At 66.1% G+C, this 17728-nt stretch carries 12 protein-coding genes and 1 pseudogene; 7 read left to right on the top strand and 6 right to left on the bottom strand.

The features are described from left to right. Positions 1-16 precede the first annotated feature (16 nt). The 3 genes from CXX84_RS05740 to CXX84_RS05730 all read right to left on the bottom strand — a co-directional run bounded on the left by CXX84_RS05740 (position 17) and on the right by CXX84_RS05730 (position 1185). A complete protein-coding gene (locus CXX84_RS05740; protein WP_102975887.1) occupies positions 17-304 on the bottom strand; it encodes a DUF5655 domain-containing protein in 288 nt (95 codons plus the stop codon). A gap of 98 nt (positions 305-402) precedes the next feature. After that, a complete protein-coding gene (locus CXX84_RS05735) occupies positions 403-873 on the bottom strand; it encodes a pyridoxamine 5'-phosphate oxidase family protein (protein ID WP_102975725.1) in 471 nt (156 codons plus the stop codon). A gap of 66 nt (positions 874-939) precedes the next feature. Then, a complete protein-coding gene (locus CXX84_RS05730) occupies positions 940-1185 on the bottom strand; it encodes a hypothetical protein (RefSeq protein WP_102975724.1) in 246 nt (81 codons plus the stop codon). Positions 1186-1264: 79 nt separating this feature from the next. Between CXX84_RS05730 and CXX84_RS05725 the strand changes: the two genes are divergently transcribed. The 7 genes and pseudogenes from CXX84_RS05725 (at position 1265) to CXX84_RS05695 (ending at position 13531) form a co-directional block, all read left to right on the top strand. Continuing rightward, positions 1265-1744 (top strand): pyridoxamine 5'-phosphate oxidase family protein, encoded by a 480-nt coding sequence (locus CXX84_RS05725; RefSeq protein ID WP_102975723.1) that lies wholly within the window; start codon positions 1265-1267, stop codon positions 1742-1744. Beyond that, a complete protein-coding gene (locus tag CXX84_RS05720; RefSeq protein ID WP_411266193.1) occupies positions 1737-3701 on the top strand; it encodes a heavy metal translocating P-type ATPase in 1965 nt (654 codons plus the stop codon). The genes CXX84_RS05725 and CXX84_RS05720 overlap by 8 nt, the downstream gene beginning before the upstream one ends. 66 nt (positions 3702-3767) lie before the next feature. Then, a complete protein-coding gene (locus CXX84_RS05715; RefSeq protein WP_102975722.1) occupies positions 3768-4229 on the top strand; it encodes a universal stress protein in 462 nt (153 codons plus the stop codon). After that, positions 4229-6784 (top strand): cation-translocating P-type ATPase, encoded by a 2556-nt coding sequence (locus CXX84_RS05710; RefSeq protein ID WP_102975721.1) that lies wholly within the window; start codon positions 4229-4231, stop codon positions 6782-6784. Before CXX84_RS05715 ends, CXX84_RS05710 begins: the two co-directional genes overlap by 1 nt. Before the next feature lie 81 nt (positions 6785-6865). Continuing rightward, complete coding sequence (ppsA, locus tag CXX84_RS05705; RefSeq protein WP_102975720.1) at positions 6866-9280, top strand: phosphoenolpyruvate synthase; 2415 nt, start codon at positions 6866-6868, stop codon at positions 9278-9280. Between the two features lie 41 nt (positions 9281-9321). After that, a complete protein-coding gene (locus tag CXX84_RS05700) occupies positions 9322-12510 on the top strand; it encodes an HAD-IA family hydrolase (protein WP_102975719.1) in 3189 nt (1062 codons plus the stop codon). Continuing rightward, positions 12507-13531, top strand: a pseudogene (locus CXX84_RS05695) (ATP-dependent 6-phosphofructokinase). Before CXX84_RS05700 ends, CXX84_RS05695 begins: the two are co-directional and overlap by 4 nt. A gap of 110 nt (positions 13532-13641) precedes the next feature. On the opposite strand, the gene CXX84_RS05690 reads toward CXX84_RS05695, so the two are convergent. The 3 genes from CXX84_RS05690 to CXX84_RS05680 form a co-directional block, all read right to left on the bottom strand. Beyond that, positions 13642-14064: an Hsp20/alpha crystallin family protein gene (locus tag CXX84_RS05690; protein ID WP_102975718.1), complete on the bottom strand. Its 423-nt coding sequence runs from the start codon at positions 14062-14064 to the stop codon at positions 13642-13644. A gap of 60 nt (positions 14065-14124) precedes the next feature. Next, on the bottom strand, positions 14125-15180 hold the full coding sequence (locus CXX84_RS05685; RefSeq protein WP_102975717.1) for a zinc-dependent alcohol dehydrogenase family protein: 1056 nt from the start codon (positions 15178-15180) through the stop codon (positions 14125-14127). Between the two features lie 77 nt (positions 15181-15257). Then, positions 15258-17705 (bottom strand): HAD-IC family P-type ATPase, encoded by a 2448-nt coding sequence (locus tag CXX84_RS05680; RefSeq protein ID WP_102975716.1) that lies wholly within the window; start codon positions 17703-17705, stop codon positions 15258-15260. Positions 17706-17728 lie beyond the last annotated feature (23 nt).

Here is a 17728-nt window from a genome sequence, read left to right as displayed (position 1 = left end):
CTCCGCCGCCACCAGCTCAGGCAGCGGATTCATACGCCTGGCGCATCCACTGCTGCACCTCATCATCCAGCTGGCTGACGTCCAGGAGCTCGAGGTGGTGCATCCAGATGTTCGGCGCGGGGTGCGCGATCTGCTTGAACCGCGGCGATGCTGCCTGGAAGGGAAGCGCCAGCGACAGGACTACGGGAACCATCGACTTTACGTAGGCGCCGGGGCGCCAGAGATAAGCGAAGCCACGGCGGCGGCGGAACGAAACCTGGCTCTTGGAGACACGGACCTCCATGGGTCCCAGACCGGACGCCATGCGCTCTGCCTGCACGTAAATGCCATAGCCCGTGCTGGAACCTTCGAAGTATCGTTCAACAGTCCAGCGTTCGCCGCCCTCCACCGCACCCGGAGCGGTTATTCGAGCCCGGCGCGCGTGGCCTCGTTCAGGGGGGTTTGCCAGGTGCCGGTGGCCGACAGGGTGAACCTCCGGCCTGTTACCGACTGCGGAACAATGCGGATGAGGTGGTCCTGGCCAACCCCTTGCCAGGGAAACAGCCCCCGCCGCGTCTCATTCAAATCCGGCCTCGCTGCGTCCTCCTGGACAGCCTTGCCCTTGACCACAACACTCCACGCCAGGCCAAACTCGGCGCTCACACTGTCCGCTTCCAGGGCAACCATCGAATTGGCTTCAATCGCCTGCAGCTTTGTTCCGCTTCCCGTCCGGAAAACAAGTCCCTCACCGTCAACCTTGAAGCTCACCGGAAAGACGTCGGGCTGGCCGTCGACGACGACGCCCAGCCGGCCCACGCTCGTGTGTCCCAGTAGTTTCCAGCATTCGTCGGAGCCGAGGATTTCTGCTTCGGGCGCAATGTTCTTGTCGGTCATGCCCCGATCCTATGGCGCACCTTGGTTCGCCAACAGGGCCCAAAGTCCGTTGACCTGTCCACCGGTTCAGAGATTCCCGTCGCTCTCCTGGCCCTTGAGGGTGGCAAGGATACTTTCAGCCCAGGCAATCGCACGCTCCGCTTCGCCTGTGAGGAGGGCGCCCTCACCGCCTTTGACGTAGAAGGCCATCGGACGGGCGATGATGCCGGCACCGGCGTCCTGCAGTGCGCGGGAAATCTTCCCTGCTGCGTCTGGGAAGGCAACGGTGTCCCTCCAACGATGCCGGCCGAAGGGTTTGGAGGGCAGGGCCAAAAGTCATCCGGGCCGCTGCAGCCACTCCCGGGCCTAAATGCCCTAGCAGGACCGGCCGGGTGGAAGTACGTTCAGCTGCATGGGCAACAACGCATCCGAACGCAGCGCTTCAACTGCAGTGGAGGTCCTGGACGCCAGTGCCTGCTGGGATCTCCTGCGGGTGGTTTCGGTTGGCCACCTGGCTGTGCTGGTGGACGGCCACCCCGAGATTTTCCCCGTGAACTACAAGGTGGACCATCAATCCGTGGTCTTCCGCACGGGAGCAGGGACAAAGCTGCAGGCAGCGGCCGGGCCCGCGGCGGTCGCCCTCGAGGCGGATGGCACTGATCAGGAACAGGGAACGGCCTGGAGCGTCCAGGTGAAGGGCCACGCAGAGGTGCTGGACCCATCACCGGACCTGATGACAGGCGTTGGCCTGACGCTTTTTCCCTGGCAGGCGGGGCACAAGGACCAATTTGTGCGCATAATTCCGACGGCGGTGAGCGGCAGGCGGTTCACCGTCACCCCGCCGTTGACGTGGTGGAGCCACCTGGATAATCCGCCGCGGGGCCTTGCCTGAGGGAAAGCCGGCCGTTTCGGCGGGCACCGCCACAGCGCCCCCGTCGACGGTCGACGCAGAAGAACCCGGCGCATCGCTGCCGGCCCGGGCTGCCCGGTTTGTCCGGCTGTATCCCCTGGTGGCACTGACGTGCCTGATGCTTGTGGTGACCGGGCTGCTGCTGCAGTCGGGCCTGGACCAGCCGGCGAGGCTGGCCGCTTCCGCGTATGCCGCCGTGGTGGCATCACTCCGGGCAGTATCGATGCTCCGCTCCCTGCGCGAGGGCCGCTGGGGGATCGACATCCTGGCGCTGATGGCCATTGCCAGTACCGTGTGGGTGGGTGAGTACCTTGCTGCCCTGGTGGTGATCCTCATGCTCTCCGGCGGGGAAGCGCTGGAAAGCTTCGCCCAGGGACGGGCAGCACGTGAACTGAGGTCCCTGCTGGCCAGGGCTCCCCGGTTCGCCCACCGGGAGGCTGCCGGGTCAATCCTCGAAGACGCTCCGGTTGGCGAAGTGGTACCGGGGGACGTCCTGGTGGTGCGGCCTTCGGAGCTGGTACCCGTGGACGGGGAGCTGCTGTCAGAGGCCGCCAGCCTGGATGAATCGTCGCTGACGGGGGAGAGCCTGCCGGTGGAGCGGGTAAGCGGGGACCTGCTGCTCAGCGGTTCCGTCAACGGCGAGACGGCAATCAGGATGCGGGCCACTGCCACCGCGGAGGACTCACAATACAGCCGGATCATCGCGCTGGTGGAGGAAGCGGCCTCCAGCCGTGCACCCGTGGTCCGGCTGGCGGACCGGTACGCAGTTCCCTTTACGGCGCTCGCGATCCTCATGGCGGGAACAGCCTGGCTCCTTTCCGGGGATCCCGTGCGCATCGCCCAGGTCCTGGTGGTGGCAACTCCCTGCCCGCTGCTGATTGCTGCCCCGGTGGCGTTCCTCGCCGGCACCAGCCAGGCCGCCCACAAGGGCATCATCATCAAGAACACCGGGACCCTCGAACAGTTGGCCAAGGCCAGGACCGCGGTTTTCGACAAGACCGGAACCCTGACCTCAGGAAGGCCGGTGCTGGACACGGTCCAGGTGCCTGCGGACCAGGGAACAGGGACGGTGCAGGCGGTGGGCGCGGAGCGGATCCTGCAGCTTGCCGCCTCCGCCGAGCAGTACTCCTCCCATGTCCTGGCGGCCTCGGTCATTGAAGCCGCAGCCCTGCACAACCTTGAGCTTCTGCCGGTTACCCGGGCCACAGAACATGCCACCCAGGGGGTGGAAGCCGTGTGCGGCGGGGACACCGTTGTGGTGGGGAAAGCTGGTTTAGTCAGGAACTCATCCGCCGGTTTCCGGGAGGCAGCCCTGCAGAGCGGCCAGCTGGCAGTCTACGTCGCCGTCAACGGCATCTATGCCGGCGCCCTCGTCATGAAAGACCCGCTGCGCTCAGACGCCCGTGAAACGCTGGCCCGACTACAACGGCTGGGGGTCCAGCACACCATGCTGCTGACCGGCGATGCCCAAGGGACTGCGGCGCATATTGCCGAAGAGGCAGGCATCCTGCAGGTGCAGGCGGACTGCCTGCCGGAAGACAAGGTCAAGGCGGTGGCGGCCGTGCGGGAACGTCCTGTCATCATGGTGGGCGACGGCGTCAATGACGCTCCCGTCCTGGCGGCCGCCGATGTGGGAATTGCGATGGGGGCAAAAGGCGCCACGGCCGCGAGTGAATCGGCCGACGTCGTGATCATGCTTGACAATCTCTCCCGGGTGGCACTGGCAGTTGACATTGGGAAGCGCACAGTATCCGTGGCCCTGGTGAGCATCTGGACAGGAATAGGCCTGAGCATCGGCCTCATGGCCGTGGCCATGACCGGCTACATTCCGGCAGTCACCGGAGCCCTCCTCCAGGAACTCGTTGACCTGGCCACAATCCTGAACGGGTTGAGGGCTTTGCATGGGGCCGGCCGGCAAAAGCCCGGAAACCGGGGCTGAAGCGGAACGCCGCGGCGTGACTTTCGGCCCTTCCCCCTTGTTCGCGCAGTGGGGAGTCTGGTGGGTATGAACGCAGACACAGTGTCCAAGCCCGTGATCGTAGGGGTCGACGGTTCGGAATTTTCTTCAGCTGCCCTGAGGTACGCCGGCAAGCTGGCGGAGCGCCTGGGTGCGCGGCTGGAGGTGATCACCTGCATCGGCATGCCCGACTACCTGGTGGTGGCCCACCTCGAAGGCGGTGAGCATCCGCTGACCGGCCGCCTGGAGGACGCTGCCTCCCGCGCTGTGGAGGAAGCCCTGGGACGGGCGTTCTCCGGCGAACGTCCCGCCAACGTGGACGTTACCGTCAAGTTCGGTGCGCCGGGGAAAGTGCTGGTGGAGGAGAGCCGGCGGGCACAGCTGCTGGTGGTGGGACGGCACGGCGAGGGAGGATTCCTGGGCAACGCCATGGGCTCTGTCAGCAGGGCCTGCGCAGCACATTCCGTGTGCCCGGTGCTCCTGGTGGGCCAGGAGGCGGACGACGTGTGATGACAGCGGCCGGCCTGACCTCGGACCGGGCTGCCGAGCTCCTGAAGCAGGAAGGACCCAACCTCCTTCCGGCTGAGAAACCCGTCTCCCAGTGGCGGAAACTGTGGGGGGAGCTGACGCACTTCTTTGCCCTCATGCTGTGGTGCGCCGCTGCGCTGGCCTTCCTCGCGGACTTGCCGCAACTGGGCGTGGCGATCATCGTCGTCGTTCTGGTCAACGGGGTCTTCGCCCATATCCAGCAGGAACGGGCCCAGCACGCCGCGGCCAGGTTACGCGGGCTGCTGCCTGCAGATGTCCTGGTGCGCCGGGACGGACGCGTCCGCACAGTCCACGCCAGTGAACTGGTGGTCAACGACGTCGTCGTCCTGGCGGCAGGAGACCGTGTTCCCGCCGACGTCGTGCTGGTCCTTGCCGGGGCCTGCGCCGTGGACGAGTCGATGCTGACGGGCGAAAGCAATCCGGTGCCAAAGACAGCCGGTGACTCTGCCTGGGGCGGAACGTTCCTGGTCAACGGCGACGCCGAGGCCGCTGTAACCGCCACCGGCGCCAGGACCCGCCTCGCGGGGATCGCCCTCCTGACCACCGGAGCTGTTTCGCCACCCACCCCGCTGTCCCTGGAACTGCGACGGATCGTCCGGGTGGTGGCGTCCGTTGCCCTGGCCATCGCCGCCCTCTTTTTCCTGGTTTCCCTGCTGGTGGGCATCCAGTGGCGGGATTCCTTCCTGTTTGCCATCGGAGTCGCCGTTGCGCTCGTCCCCGAAGGCCTGCTGCCCACCGTGACCTTGTCACTGGCCATGGGCGCGCAGCGGATGGCCTCCCGCAACGCGCTGGTCCGCAACCTTGAGGCCGTGGAAACCCTCGGATCCACCACGTTCATCTGCACGGACAAGACAGGCACCCTCACCCAGAACAGGATGAACGCCGTCGAGGTCTTCACCCCGACCGGACGGGTCTCCATAGCCGGGGAGGGGTACAGCCCAGAGGGGACAGTCCTCGGGGAAGGACGGGAGGAAGCCGCCGAGGCTGCGCTCGCGGCGCTCGCCGCCTCCCACGGCCGCGCCGAACTGCATGAAGGACAATGGCGGGCGTCGGGCGACCCGATGGAGGCGGCCATTGACGTCCTGGCCCGGCGCCTGACGGGAAGGGCGAGGGCCGAAATGGCACCTTCGCGCCGTTTCGCCTTTGATCCGGTACGACGGCGGGAGTCGGCAATCGTAGGGCAGAACCTCTTCTGCAAGGGGGCGCCCGAAGCCGTTCTTCCGCTCTGCGTGGAGGTCCCGCCTGAGGTCACGCAACAGGTGGAGCACATGGCCTCCCGCGGCCTTCGCGTCATTGCCGTGGCGCGGAGGGGAATGGCTGGCCCGCCGGGCAGCTGGGAAGCCCGCCGTGCGGAGGACATCGAATGCGGCATGGAGCTGCTTGGCCTGATCGGGCTTCATGATCCGCCGCGGCCGGATGTGGGCGATATCATCCGGACGGCCCGCCAGGCAGGACTCAAACTTGCCATGATCACCGGCGACCATCCCGCCACGGCTGCGGCGATCGCCCGGGAGATCGGCCTGATGGGGGAGCCGGAACGCGTGCTGGAAGGCACCGATCTCCCAGAGGACGAGCAACTGCTGGGGGCGCTCCTGGACAGGGACGGGGTGGTGGTCAGCAGGGTATCCCCCGAACAGAAGCTGCGGGTGGCCAAGGCCCTGCAGTCCCGTGGCCACGTGGTGGCGATGACGGGAGACGGCGTCAACGACGGGCCTGCCCTGCGCGAAGCCGACATTGGCGTGGCGATGGGGTTGAGCGGCACCGACGTTGCCCGCGAAGCAGCCGACCTGGTCCTCCTGGACGACCACTTCGGGACCATTGTGGCGGCCATCGAACAGGGCAGGGCCACCTACTCGAACATCCACCGGTTCCTCACCTACCACCTCACGGACAACGTGGCCGAACTGACCCCCTTCGTTGTCTGGGCCCTCTCCGGCGGCCAGTTTCCGCTGGCGCTGGGCGTCCTGCAGATCCTTGCCCTGGACATCGGCACGGACCTGCTTCCGGCCTTGGCGCTGGGGGCCGAACCGCCCGGCAAACACGTGCTGGCCCGGCCGCCGGAACGGCGGCACCTGATGGACCGGCAGCTCATGGTGCGGGTCTTCTGCGTGCTGGGACCGGTCGAGGCCGCCGTTGAAATGGGAGCCTTCTCCGCGGTGCTCTTCGGCGGCGGATGGAACCGCGCGGAACTGCCGGATCCGGCCCTGCTCATGGCCGCCTCCGGTGCCGCTTTCGCAGCTGTGGTCCTGGGGCAGTTGGCCAACGCCTTTGCCTGCCGGAGCGCCACGGTACCTCCATGGCGGCTGGGCCTGGGCACCAACAAACTCCTGGTGTGGGCAGTCCTGGCCGAACTGGCCGTGCTTGCGGCATGTTTGTACGTCCCACAGCTCGCCGCCCTGCTGGGCCAGGCCCCGCCTCCGGCGGCAGGCCTCCTCCTGGCTGCGCTGGCGGTACCGGCGGTCCTGGCCGCGGACTGGGCCTACAAGGCGGCCAGGAGCAGGGGCAACCGGAGGTGACCTGCGTCCTGCCGCCAGCGGGGCCGGCGCTCGGGACCAAAGACTCTGCCCGGCCCTTCCACCACGGCACAAAATCAAGGCATGACTGCTCCCGCAACCTCCCTGGCCGACATCCATGTCAAGTGGATCGAAGACACCGGGATCGGGGACATAGCATCTGTTGGCGGAAAAAATGCCTCCCTGGGCGAATTGAGCCGTTCCCTGCGGTCCGCCGGCGTGAGGGTTCCCGAGGGGTTTGCCACCACCTCAGCCGCGTACCGGGCTTTTCTGGAAGCCAATGCACTGGAGCCGCGCATCAGGGTATACATCGAGGAGTACCGCGCCGGCCGTGCAACCCTGCGCCAGGCCGGTGCAGCAATCCGGGAACTGTTTCTCGCGGCAACCTTCCCGGACAGCATCGGAGGGGCGATCCAGGAGCACTACCGGATCCTTTCCAGGCGGGCCGGCCAGAACGAGGTATCGGTGGCCGTCCGCAGCAGTGCCACCGCGGAGGACCTGCCGGATGCTTCCTTCGCCGGCCAGCAGGAGACGTTCCTCAACGTGGCGGGGGAGCGTGGCGTCCTCGAAGCCTGCCGGAACTGCTACGCCTCGCTGTTCACCGACCGCGCCATCAGCTACCGGGAAATGAAGGGCTACGACCACCTCGAGGTGGCGTTGTCCGTGGGCGTGCAGCGCATGGTCCGCTCGGACCTCGGCGCCTCCGGGGTCATGTTCTCCATCGACACCGAGTCCGGCTTTCCCCAGGCCGTGCTCATCAGCGCTGCCTGGGGCCTTGGCGAGACGGTGGTCCAGGGAACCATCAACCCGGACAAGTACCAGGTGTTCAAGCCGCTGCTGTCCGATTCGCGTTTCAGCCCCGTGATCGAAAGGACACGGGGCGCCAAGGAACGCAAAATGGTCTACAGCCACGGAGGAAACGCGCGGACCCGGATGGTGGACACGACCGAACGGGAGCAGGCGTCCCTGGTGTTGTCCGACGGGGAGGCCGTCGTGCTGGCGCGCTGGGCGGCGGCCGTGGAGGACCACTACGGGCGGCCCATGGATATGGAGTGGGCCAAGGACGGAGTATCGGGAGAACTGTTCATGGTCCAGGCCAGGCCGGAGACCGTGCAGACCCAGCGCAGCACCACAACCTTCAGGACGTATCACCTCCGGCAGCCGGGCCGCGTGCTGACAGCAGGTGCGGCAATCGGGGACGCCATCACCAGTGGGCAGGCGTGCGTCATCCGGGACGCAAAGGACATTGAATCGTTTGTGGATGGTTCCGTGCTGGTGACCCGGATGACGGATCCGGACTGGGTTCCGGTCATGAAGCGTGCAGCGGGCATCGTCACCGATCACGGCGGCCCTACCAGCCACGCAGCCATCGTCAGCCGCGAACTTGGCGTGCCCGCCGTCGTCGGGACACGGAACGCAACTGAGGCCCTGCCTGACGGCGCACCCATCACCCTGTCCTGCGCCGAAGGGGAAGAAGGGCGTGTCTACGAAGGACTCCTGGAGTTCACCGTGGAGGACGTGGATCTGAGGACCCTTCCCGCCACCCGCACCGATGTGATGGTTAATATCGGCAGCCCCGCCGCAGCCTTCAAATGGTGGCGCCTGCCGGCCGCAGGGGTAGGGCTGGCGCGGATGGAATTCATCATCAACAACATCATCCGCATCCATCCCATGGCACTTGTGCACCCGGAGCGCGTGGCCGATCCGGAAGAAGCGGCCCTCATCCACAAGCTGACCAGCGGCTACAGCGACCCGGAGGAGTACTTTGTCGATGTGCTGGCCACCGGAATCGCGAAGATAGCCGCGCCATTCCATCCCAAGCCGGTGATCGTGCGGCTCAGCGATTTCAAGAGCAACGAGTACAGCCACCTGATCGGCGGCGGCTACTTTGAACGCCCGGAAGAAAACCCCATGCTCGGTTTCCGCGGTGCCTCGCGCTACTACAGCGAGGACTACCGCGAAGGTTTCGCGCTGGAATGCAAGTCCCTCAAAAGGGTGCGGGAGGACGTGGGCTTCTCCAACGTCATCGTCATGGTGCCCTTCTGCCGGACAGTGCGGGAAGCGGACCTGGTCATCGAAGCGATGGCGGAGCACGGACTGGTGCGCGGCAGCGCCGGCCTGCAGCTCTACATGATGTGTGAGATACCTTCGAACGTGGTGCTTGCAGAGCAGTTCGCCCAGCGCTTCGACGGGTTCTCCATCGGTTCCAATGACCTTACCCAGCTGGTTCTGGGCGTGGACCGTGACTCCGAGCAGCTGGCCGGACTGTTTGATGAACGGGACCCGGCTGTCAGCGCCACGATTGCCCAGGCCATCGACAAGGCACACGCTGCAGGCATCAAGATCGGCATCTGCGGGCAGGGGCCGAGCAACCACCCCGATCTTGCCGAATTCCTGATTGGCCGCGGCATAGATTCCATTTCACTGAACCCTGACACCTACCTGAAGACCCTGCCCATTATCGCCGCGGCCGAGCAGCGGCTGGGCAAACGGGCCTAACGGCACTGTCTGCGCCGGCCGTGCGCTGATAGCACTGTCATATGACCGCGTCGCCCACCGCAGCAGCCGCCAGGCCGTCCTTTGACGCCGTCATCTTCGACCTGGACGGGGTCATCACCAACACAGCCCTGGTACACCAGGCGGCCTGGAAAGAGGCCTTCGACCGGATCCTGCAGGACCCCAGGGTGCCCGGGACGGCAGACCGTTCTACCCTCTCCAAGGCCGACTACCGCGCCTACATTGATGGTCTTCCAAGGGAGGAAGGTGTCCTGAAATTCCTGGCATCCAGAGGCGTCAAAGTCGAACGGGGCTCGGACAAGGATGGGCCGACGGCCTGGACAGCCTTCGGGCTCGGTGCCCTGAAAAACCGGATCTTCCTGGAACTCCTGAAACAGGAGGGCGTCCAGACCTATCCGGGAACCATGCAGTTGCTGCAAAGGCTTTCCGACGCCGGCGTCCCCACCGGGGTGGTGACGTCCAGCCGCAATGCCTCCTCCGTGCTCGCTGCGGCCGGCATCCCGGACCAGTTCAGTGCGATGCTGGACGGCACAGCCGCAGCCAGCCTTGGCCTCCGGGGAAAGCCGGCCTCCGACGTTTTCCTGGCGGCCGCCTTCCGGCTGGGCGTGCCGCCGTCGCATGCCGTGGTGATAGAAGACTCAGTCGCCGGGGTGATAGCGGCCCGCCGGGGCGGATTCGGGCTGGTAGTGGGGATCGACCGCAGCGGGACCAGGCGCGAGCTGGAAGCTGCCGGAGCAAGTGTGGTGCTCAACGATGTCGGCGAGCTGGACCTGGGCCTTGTGCTGGGCGATCCCTGGCAGCTCATTTACGAGGGCTTCGATGCCGCGCATGAAGGGCACCGCGAAGCGCTCACCACCCTTGGCAACGGCTACCTGGCCGTACGCGGTGCCGCCCCCGAGAGCAGCGGGACATTCCAGTACCCGGGCATGTACCTGGCGGGCGTCTACAACCGGGTGACGGCGGAGATCGACGGTGAAGTGCTCGTGGAAGAACACATGGTCAACGCCCCGGACTGCCTTCCCCTGGACCTGCGCCTGCCGCACGGACAGTGGTGGTCGGCAGGGGGAATGACCGTTCTCCACGAGCGCCGCACGCTTGACCTTCACAGGGCAGTCCTGGAACGGCGGGTGCTGCTGGAGGCCGGGGACAAGCGGCGGATGGAAATTGTCCAGACCCGGTTCGTGTCCATGGCCGAGCCCCACCTGCTGGCCCTTGAGCTGAAGGTCACGCCGCTGGGCTGGAGCGGCGCGGTGGAAGTCCGCAGCGGCGTCAACATTGGTGTCAGGAATGGGAATGTTCCTGATCCTGCGTCCGGCAGCGGGATTCACCTGGCGGACCGGACCAAGGCCGGCAGCAGTGCCGGGCAGCCGCCCCTGGACGACATTTCCGTCGTCGAGGCCGAAACAACCCAGAGCCTGGTCCGGATAGCCGTGGCCGTCCGCACCAGGGTGCCAGGGGCAGCAGGCGCAGGACATCCCGGCAGGAAGGGTGCCTTTCATTTCCGGACCTTCGAGGTTCCGCTCGTTGACGGGACGCCCGCGAGGATCAGCAAGACCGTGGCCGTGGTGACATCCCGTGACCGTGCGATCTCCTCCCCGGGTACCGCTGCACGGGCCGTGCTGGAACGGGCCGGCGACGACGTCGACGCCCTGCTGTCTGCGCACCAGGAGGCGTGGCGCCGTGAGGTGCGTCCGTTCCTGGTGGACATCGACGCCCCGGTCCAGGTGCGGCTGGTCCTCAACCTGCATATCTTCCACGTGCTGCAGACGCTGACCCGCCACACGGCCGAACTTGATGCCGGGGTCACCGCCCGCGGGCTCCATGGCGAGGGATACCGGGGGCATGTCTTTTGGGACGAGCTGTTTGTGCTGCCCCTCCTGACGTCCAGGACGCCCGATGTTGCGCGTTCCCTCATCGAATACCGCTGGCGCAGGCTCCCCGCCGCCCGGCACGCGGCCGCCGTCCTGGGTCTATCGGGGGCCAAGTTTCCCTGGCAGAGCGGCAGTGACGGGACGGAGGAGACTCCCACGTGGCTTTTCAACGACAGGTCCGGCCGCTGGGTCAAGGACCACTCGCACCTGCAGCTGCACGCAGGGCTGGCGCTGGCCTTCAACGCCTGGCAGTACTACCAGGCGACCAACGACAAAGCCTGGCTGCTTCGCAGGGGCGCCGAACTTGTGGTTGACGTTGCCCGGTTCTTCTCGTCCCGCGCGGAGTACAGCCAGGACACCGGCCGCTACCACCTGCGGGGGGTGGTGGGACCGGACGAGTACCACACGGGATATCCCGGCAGCACCTCTCCGGGGCTTGACGACAACGCCTACACCAACGTCATGGCCGCTTGGGCCTGCCTCCGGGCGTCCGAGATCATCACAACCTTCCAGGGCGACGAGCTGGGGGAACTGCAGGAGCGCCTGGGCATCCGCACCGGCGAAACAACCGGTTGGGAGCAGGTGGGCAGGGCACTTTTTGTCCCCTTCCACACTGACGGCATCATCAGCCAGTTCGCCGGCTACGAGCAGCTGGAAGAACTCGACTGGGAACGCTACCGGGAGACGTACGACAGCATTGAACGGCTGGACCTGATCCTGGAGGCCGAAAGGGACGAGACCAACCGCTACAAACTCGCAAAGCAGGCCGATGTCCTGATGCTTCCCTACCTGCTGGGCCACGAGGGGCTCATTACCCTGCTTTCTGGCATGGGCTACGCCTTCACCGTGGAGCAGTTGAACCGGACCATCGAGTACTACCTCTCCCGGACGGCCCACGGATCCACGCTGAGCCGGGTAGCCCACGCGTCCGTCCTGGCCGCCGTGGACGCAGACCGCGCCTGGGACAGTTTCCGGGAGGCGCTCGACGCCGACCTCGACGATACCCAGCACGGCACCACCAAGGCGGGCATCCACTTGGGCGCCATGGCCGGCACCATCGACGTCATACAGCGCAGTTTCGCCGGGTTGCGGTTCAGCGGCGACACGATTGTTTTCGCGCCCAACCTGCCCACCGGACTCAGGGCCGTCCGCTTCGACGTCCGCTACCGGGGACACCACCTCAAGGTGGAGCTCAAGGACGGGCGCATGAATATCGCATCAGTCCCGGGGGACGCAGACCCCATCAATCTGCGCGTCAACGGCAGGGATACGGCACTCCGTGCGGGCCAGGCGAGGAGTTTCCGTTTACCTGAACAGGGCAGGGGATCGGCGGCATCATGAAAAAACTCGGCGTCCTGACAAGCGGCGGCGACTGCCCAGGGGTCAACGCAGTCATCCGCGGTGCCGTGCTGGGAGGTGAGGTTGCCCATGGGTACGAGTTCCTGGGTTTCCGCGACGGCTGGCGGGGAGTCCTCGAACAGGATGCGGTTCCGCTGCCCAGGCGCAGCGTCCGCGGCATTTCCCGGCTGGGCGGAACCATCCTGGGAACGTCCCGCACCAATCCGCTCAAGAACGGCGGGATCGACGCCGTACGGGAAAGTTTGCAGCGAAACGGCCTTGACGGCCTTATCGCCATCGGCGGCGAGGGAACGCTGGCGGCCGCAAAAGAGCTCTGCGACCAAGGCGTCAACGTCATAGGTGTGCCCAAAACAATCGACAACGATCTCGGCGCAACGGACTATACGTTCGGTTTTGATTCAGCCGTCCAGACAGCCACTGAGGCCATTGACAGGCTAAGGACAACAGGGGAGTCGCACCACCGGTGCATGATCGCCGAGGTCATGGGCAGGGGCGCCGGCTGGATCGCGCTGCACTCGGGGATGGCCACAGGTGCCCATGCCATCCTGATTCCCGAGCATCCGGTGTCCCTGGACCAGGTCTCTGCCTGGGTCACCTCAGCACGGGACCGCGGAAGGGCGCCCCTGGTGGTGGTGGCCGAGGCATTCGCGCTCCTTGGGGAAGAATCACCCTACGCACCGCGGGGCCTCGATACTTTTGGGCGGCCCCGCCTGGGCGGTATTGGCCGCCTGCTGGAACAACAGCTGCAGCAGGTGACGGGCATCGAGACGCGGGCCACCGTCCTGGGCCACATCCAGCGGGGCGGCGAGCCCACCGCCTACGACCGCGTGCTGGCCACCCGGCTTGGAATGGCCCAGTGGAGGCGGCGGCGAACGGCTACTGGGGGAGCATGGTGTCTTTGCGTGGAACGGACATTGTCACCGTAGGCCTGGAGCTTGCGCTCGGAACACTGAAGGTGGTTCCCGACGCGCGGTACGGGGAGGCGGCAGTCCTGTTCGGCTGAGGGCTTGTCGGTGCAGGGCTTGCCTGGCTGTCGGCTGGCCGGCAGGTGGGAACCAGTGGCCGGCAGGGGGACCAGCGCCTGGCCCTTGCCCAGGGCCAGGCCGAAACCCGTCAGCCCCGGGTGATCGGAATCTTGGACGCAGCGGCCTCCTGCCCCTGGTCCGGTAGGGGAGCACGGACTTCCAGGACGCCGTCCTTGTACGAAGCCGTGACGTCGCCCTGCTGTACGCCGCTGGGCAGCGGAACCCGCCGGACGAAGGAGCCATAGCGGAATTCGGACCGGTAGCCGCCTTTGTCCTTGTGTTCCTTCTTTTCCTGCCGCTCGGCCTTGATGGACAGCACGCCGTCGGTGACCGTGACGTCCACGTCTTTCTCGGGGTCGATTCCGGGCAGCTCCGCCCGTACCACCAGGGTGTTGCCGTCCACCATCTCCTCCACCCTGATGGCGGACGTGCCCATCTCGCCTTCAAACAACCTTTCGATCACGTCCATGGGGGAGCGACGGGAGTCAAACCACTTCATCAGGTCAGTCATTCTTGCCTCCTGCTCATACTGGGCCGGGTCATAGGATTACCGGCACTACCACCCTCCGCCTCACGCTGAGGAGGTTCCAGAGTCCAAGGTCCCATCCTTCTGCACGGTTGTTTCCGGGCGCACGCGCAGGACGGCGGAACCGGTGATCCTGTCTGCTGCGAGATCCGCCAGTGCGGTGTCTGCCGCGTCAAACGGATACTCGGTGGTGGTCAGTGCCAGCGGGATTTCGGCCGCAAGGGTGAGGAATTCCTGGCCGTCAGCCCGGGTATTGGCTGTAACGCTGCGCACCTGGCGCTCGTAGAAGAGATGGGCATCGTAGTTTAGGGACGGAATGTCGGTCAGGTGTATGCCGGCAATTGCCAGCGTTCCACCCCGGTCAAGGGCGCGGAGTGCCACCGGCACGAGGTCCCCCACCGGAGCGAAGAGGATGGCGGAATCAAGCGGCACCGGAGGATAGTCATACGCCCCGCCCACATATTCCGCGCCGAGGTTACGGGCAAGGGCGCGGGCCTCCCCGGACCGGGTCATGACGAACACGGACGCGCCCCGGTGCATGGCCATCTGGGCCGTCAGGTGGGCGGAGCTGCCGAAGCCGTAGATGCCGAGGCGCCCTCCGGACGGTACGTTGGCCCGTTTCAGCGCCCGGTAGCCGATGATGCCCGAACACAACAGGGGCGCTGCCTGTTTATCGGTGAACACCTCGGGAATGCGGTAGGCAAAGTCCTGGGCGACGGTGATCTGCTGTGCGTACCCACCGTCCTTGTCCCACCCGGTGAAGACAGGTGCGGAGCAGAGGTTCTCGTCGCCGCGGCGGCAGTAGGGACACGTGCCGCAGACACGGCCCAGCCATGCCACCCCCACCCTGTCTCCCGGCTGGAACCGGGAGCTGCCCGGCCCGAGTCCAGCCACTACGCCCACAGCCTCATGTCCAGGGACAACACCCGGACGGCGGGGCTGCAGGTCCCCCTCCGCCAGGTGAAGGTCAGTACGGCAGACGCCGCAGACGCTCACGTCAACCAGGAGCTCGTTGGGCCCGGGCTTCGGGTCTTCGCGGAAGCCCCTGACCAGGGGACGGGCAGACATTGGCCCGGGCCGGCCCACCCACCATGCGAGCACCGTTTCCTCCTCTTGCCCCTTTGGATGAACACTGGCACGGCCGGGTGAAGCTCTTCCAGAGCCAAAGGTCACTATTGTCAGTAGTCCGCGGGCCGCCTGGTCAGTCGCCGTTGGAAAAAGCGGATTGCCTGGATGACCAGGCTGCCGGCCACGGCCACCGTGACGGACGCGGCCAGGAGGTCCGGTGGCGGCCAGTCGAGCCTGAAAAAGTCTTTCACGGGAGGCGCTGTGAACAGGAGGGCCAGCCCCGCGTACATGCCGGCCAGAATGAGGGACTTGGTCCAGTTGAGGGGCCGGGATGCTGTCACCAGGATCCACGAGGCAACGAGTGCCACGGTGATGACGGCGGCAGACTGGGCGGCGCCGGCGCTGTACTGTCCCGCGAAGCGTGCATACGTGCTGACGGCCAGCACGCACAGGGCGGCACAGATTCCGGCCGGCACAGAGAATGCGAGGGAGCGCCTCAGGAAGCCGGGCGCATAGCGCTGGGCGCCGGGCTGCAGCGCAAGGAAGAATGCCGGCAGGCCGATGGTCAGTCCGTCGAGTACGGACAACTGCCGCGGAAGGAACGGAAAGGGCCACAGGAGCAGGGCAAACGTCAACGAGATGACCGTGATGTAGACGGTCTTGCTGAGGAACACCATGGAAACCCGCTCGATATTGCTGATGGCCCGCCGGCCTTCGGCAACAACAGCCGGCAGCCTGTCGAAACGCCCATCCAGGAGGACGAGCCGGGCCACTGCCTTGGTGGCCGGTGATGCAGTGTCCATGGCAATTCCCAGGTCGGCGTCCTTCAGGGCCAGGACATCGTTGACGCCGTCTCCCGTCATTGCCACGGTATGCCCGCGCCTCTTCAATGCCAGAACCATGTCCCGTTTCTGGGAAGGGGTCACGCTTCCGAAGACATGGTTGTTCTCCACCGTTTCCTCCAGCAGGAGCGGGTCCGCGGGCAGGTTCCGGGCGTCATAGGCGGCGCCCGCTCCGAGCCCTACGGCGCGGGCAAGCACGCCGACGGTTCGGGGATCATCACCGGAAATGATCTTCAGGCTTACCCCCTGCTGCCGGAAGTATTCGAGGGTCTGCGGCGCATCCTTCCGGATTTCTTCACGGAAGGTCAGCAGCACCACCGGAACAATTTCGGCCGGCAACGCGCTGCCTTTTGCGGACGCGGCCATGGAGCCCGGCATGTGCGCGAGCGCCAGGGTCCGCAGCCCGCTGGAGGCCAGGGCTGCGGCCAGCCGGTGTGCGTGCGCGCCGGAAGGTGATTGCCCCAGGACAAAGTCCGGAGCCCCAAGAACCCAGGTTCCCGCTGCCCCGGATCCGGGAGGAAACGTGACGGAGCTCCATTTCCGGGCCGAGGTGAACGGCACGGACGAGGCCTCCGGCAAGAGTTGCGGGGCGGGAAAGGCGTCACCGATGGACCTGGCGGTGCTGCTGCTTTCCGCCTTCGCACCAAACCACTCCAGTGCCTTCCGCCATCCCGCAGCCGGTGGCCCTCCGGCGTCGTGCACTGCGTCGAAGGTCAGGGCGCCGGAAGACAAGGTGCCGGTCTTGTCCAGGCACAGGACGTCGACCCGGGCCAGCACTTCAACGGCGGCAAGCTCCTGCACCAAAACCATGTGTCCGGCCAGCCGGACACCGCCCACCGCAAACGCCACGCTGGTGAGCAGGACCAGGCCGAGGGGGATCATTGACATGATGCTGGCCACCACGCCCACCGCCGCCGGTATCCACCTGCCGGAGCTGAAGGCGTCCGCCCAACCGCCGGCATTGTGAACCTGGGCGTAAGTGACCAGCACTGCGGTCGGCAGGAGCAGCCAGGTGATCACGCCAAGGACTTTGTCCAGGCTGGAGCGTATCTCGGACGTGACCAGGGAGAACCGCTTCACCTCCGCCGTGAGTTTATAGGCGAAAGTGTCCGGCCCCACCCGAAAGACCACTGCGCGGCCGCTGCCTGCCATGATCAGTGAACCGGACAGCAGTACCGCACCGGCATGCTTGGGCACCGGCTCGGACTCTCCGGTCAGGAAGGACTCATCCGCCTCCACATACCCGCCGTCCAGGAGGCGCACGTCGGCGGTGACCTGTTCCCCGGCACTGAGCAGGACGACGTCATCCGGAACCAGGACCTCCGCGGGAATCTGCTGCGTCCTGCCGTCGCGGATGACCCTGCTCTTTGCGGCGTGGAGAATAGCCAACCGGTCCAGGGATTGCTTCGCGCGGAATTCCTGGACGATTCCGATCAGGGAGTTGCCCAGCGCCGAAAAGCCGAAGAGCGCGTCCCGCCACTGGTCCAGCACCAGCAGCAAGATAAAGCATCCCGCCACGATGGCATTGAAAAGGGTCAGGACGTTTGCGCGGACAATGTCCCACAGGCTGCGGCTCGTTGTTCCCGGGACACTGTTGATCAGTCCGGTGCCGGTCCGTTCCCGGACCTCGGCGGAGGTAAGCCCGTCCCACGCCGGCCGCCCCTCCTTGACGGTGGAGGACCGCTGATCGTCGGTGCTTTTCCCGGCGTCAAACATCGTACCGGGAGCAGCTTCCGTCC

This window comes from Arthrobacter sp. AFG7.2 (assembly GCF_002892835.1).
In the GTDB taxonomy this organism is placed as follows: domain Bacteria; phylum Actinomycetota; class Actinomycetes; order Actinomycetales; family Micrococcaceae; genus Arthrobacter.
The sequence above is the reverse complement of the archived record's forward strand: the minus strand, read 5'-3'. Positions and strand labels throughout refer to the sequence as shown.

Bases quoted from the DNA above. Each gene is read 5' to 3' on its own strand.
- CXX84_RS05740 (WP_102975887.1), bottom strand. From the start codon at position 304: ATGGCGTCCGGTCTGGGACCCATGGAGGTCCGTGTCTCCAAGAGCCAG.
- CXX84_RS05735 (WP_102975725.1), bottom strand. From the start codon at position 873: ATGACCGACAAGAACATTGCGCCCGAAGCAGAAATCCTCGGCTCCGAC.
- CXX84_RS05725 (WP_102975723.1), top strand. From the start codon at position 1,265: ATGGGCAACAACGCATCCGAACGCAGCGCTTCAACTGCAGTGGAGGTC.
- CXX84_RS05715 (WP_102975722.1), top strand. From the start codon at position 3,768: ATGAACGCAGACACAGTGTCCAAGCCCGTGATCGTAGGGGTCGACGGT.
- CXX84_RS05710 (WP_102975721.1), top strand. From the start codon at position 4,229: ATGACAGCGGCCGGCCTGACCTCGGACCGGGCTGCCGAGCTCCTGAAG.
- ppsA (WP_102975720.1), top strand. From the start codon at position 6,866: ATGACTGCTCCCGCAACCTCCCTGGCCGACATCCATGTCAAGTGGATC.
- CXX84_RS05700 (WP_102975719.1), top strand. From the start codon at position 9,322: ATGACCGCGTCGCCCACCGCAGCAGCCGCCAGGCCGTCCTTTGACGCC.
- CXX84_RS05690 (WP_102975718.1), bottom strand. From the start codon at position 14,064: ATGACTGACCTGATGAAGTGGTTTGACTCCCGTCGCTCCCCCATGGAC.
- CXX84_RS05680 (WP_102975716.1), bottom strand. From the start codon at position 17,705: ATGTTTGACGCCGGGAAAAGCACCGACGATCAGCGGTCCTCCACCGTC.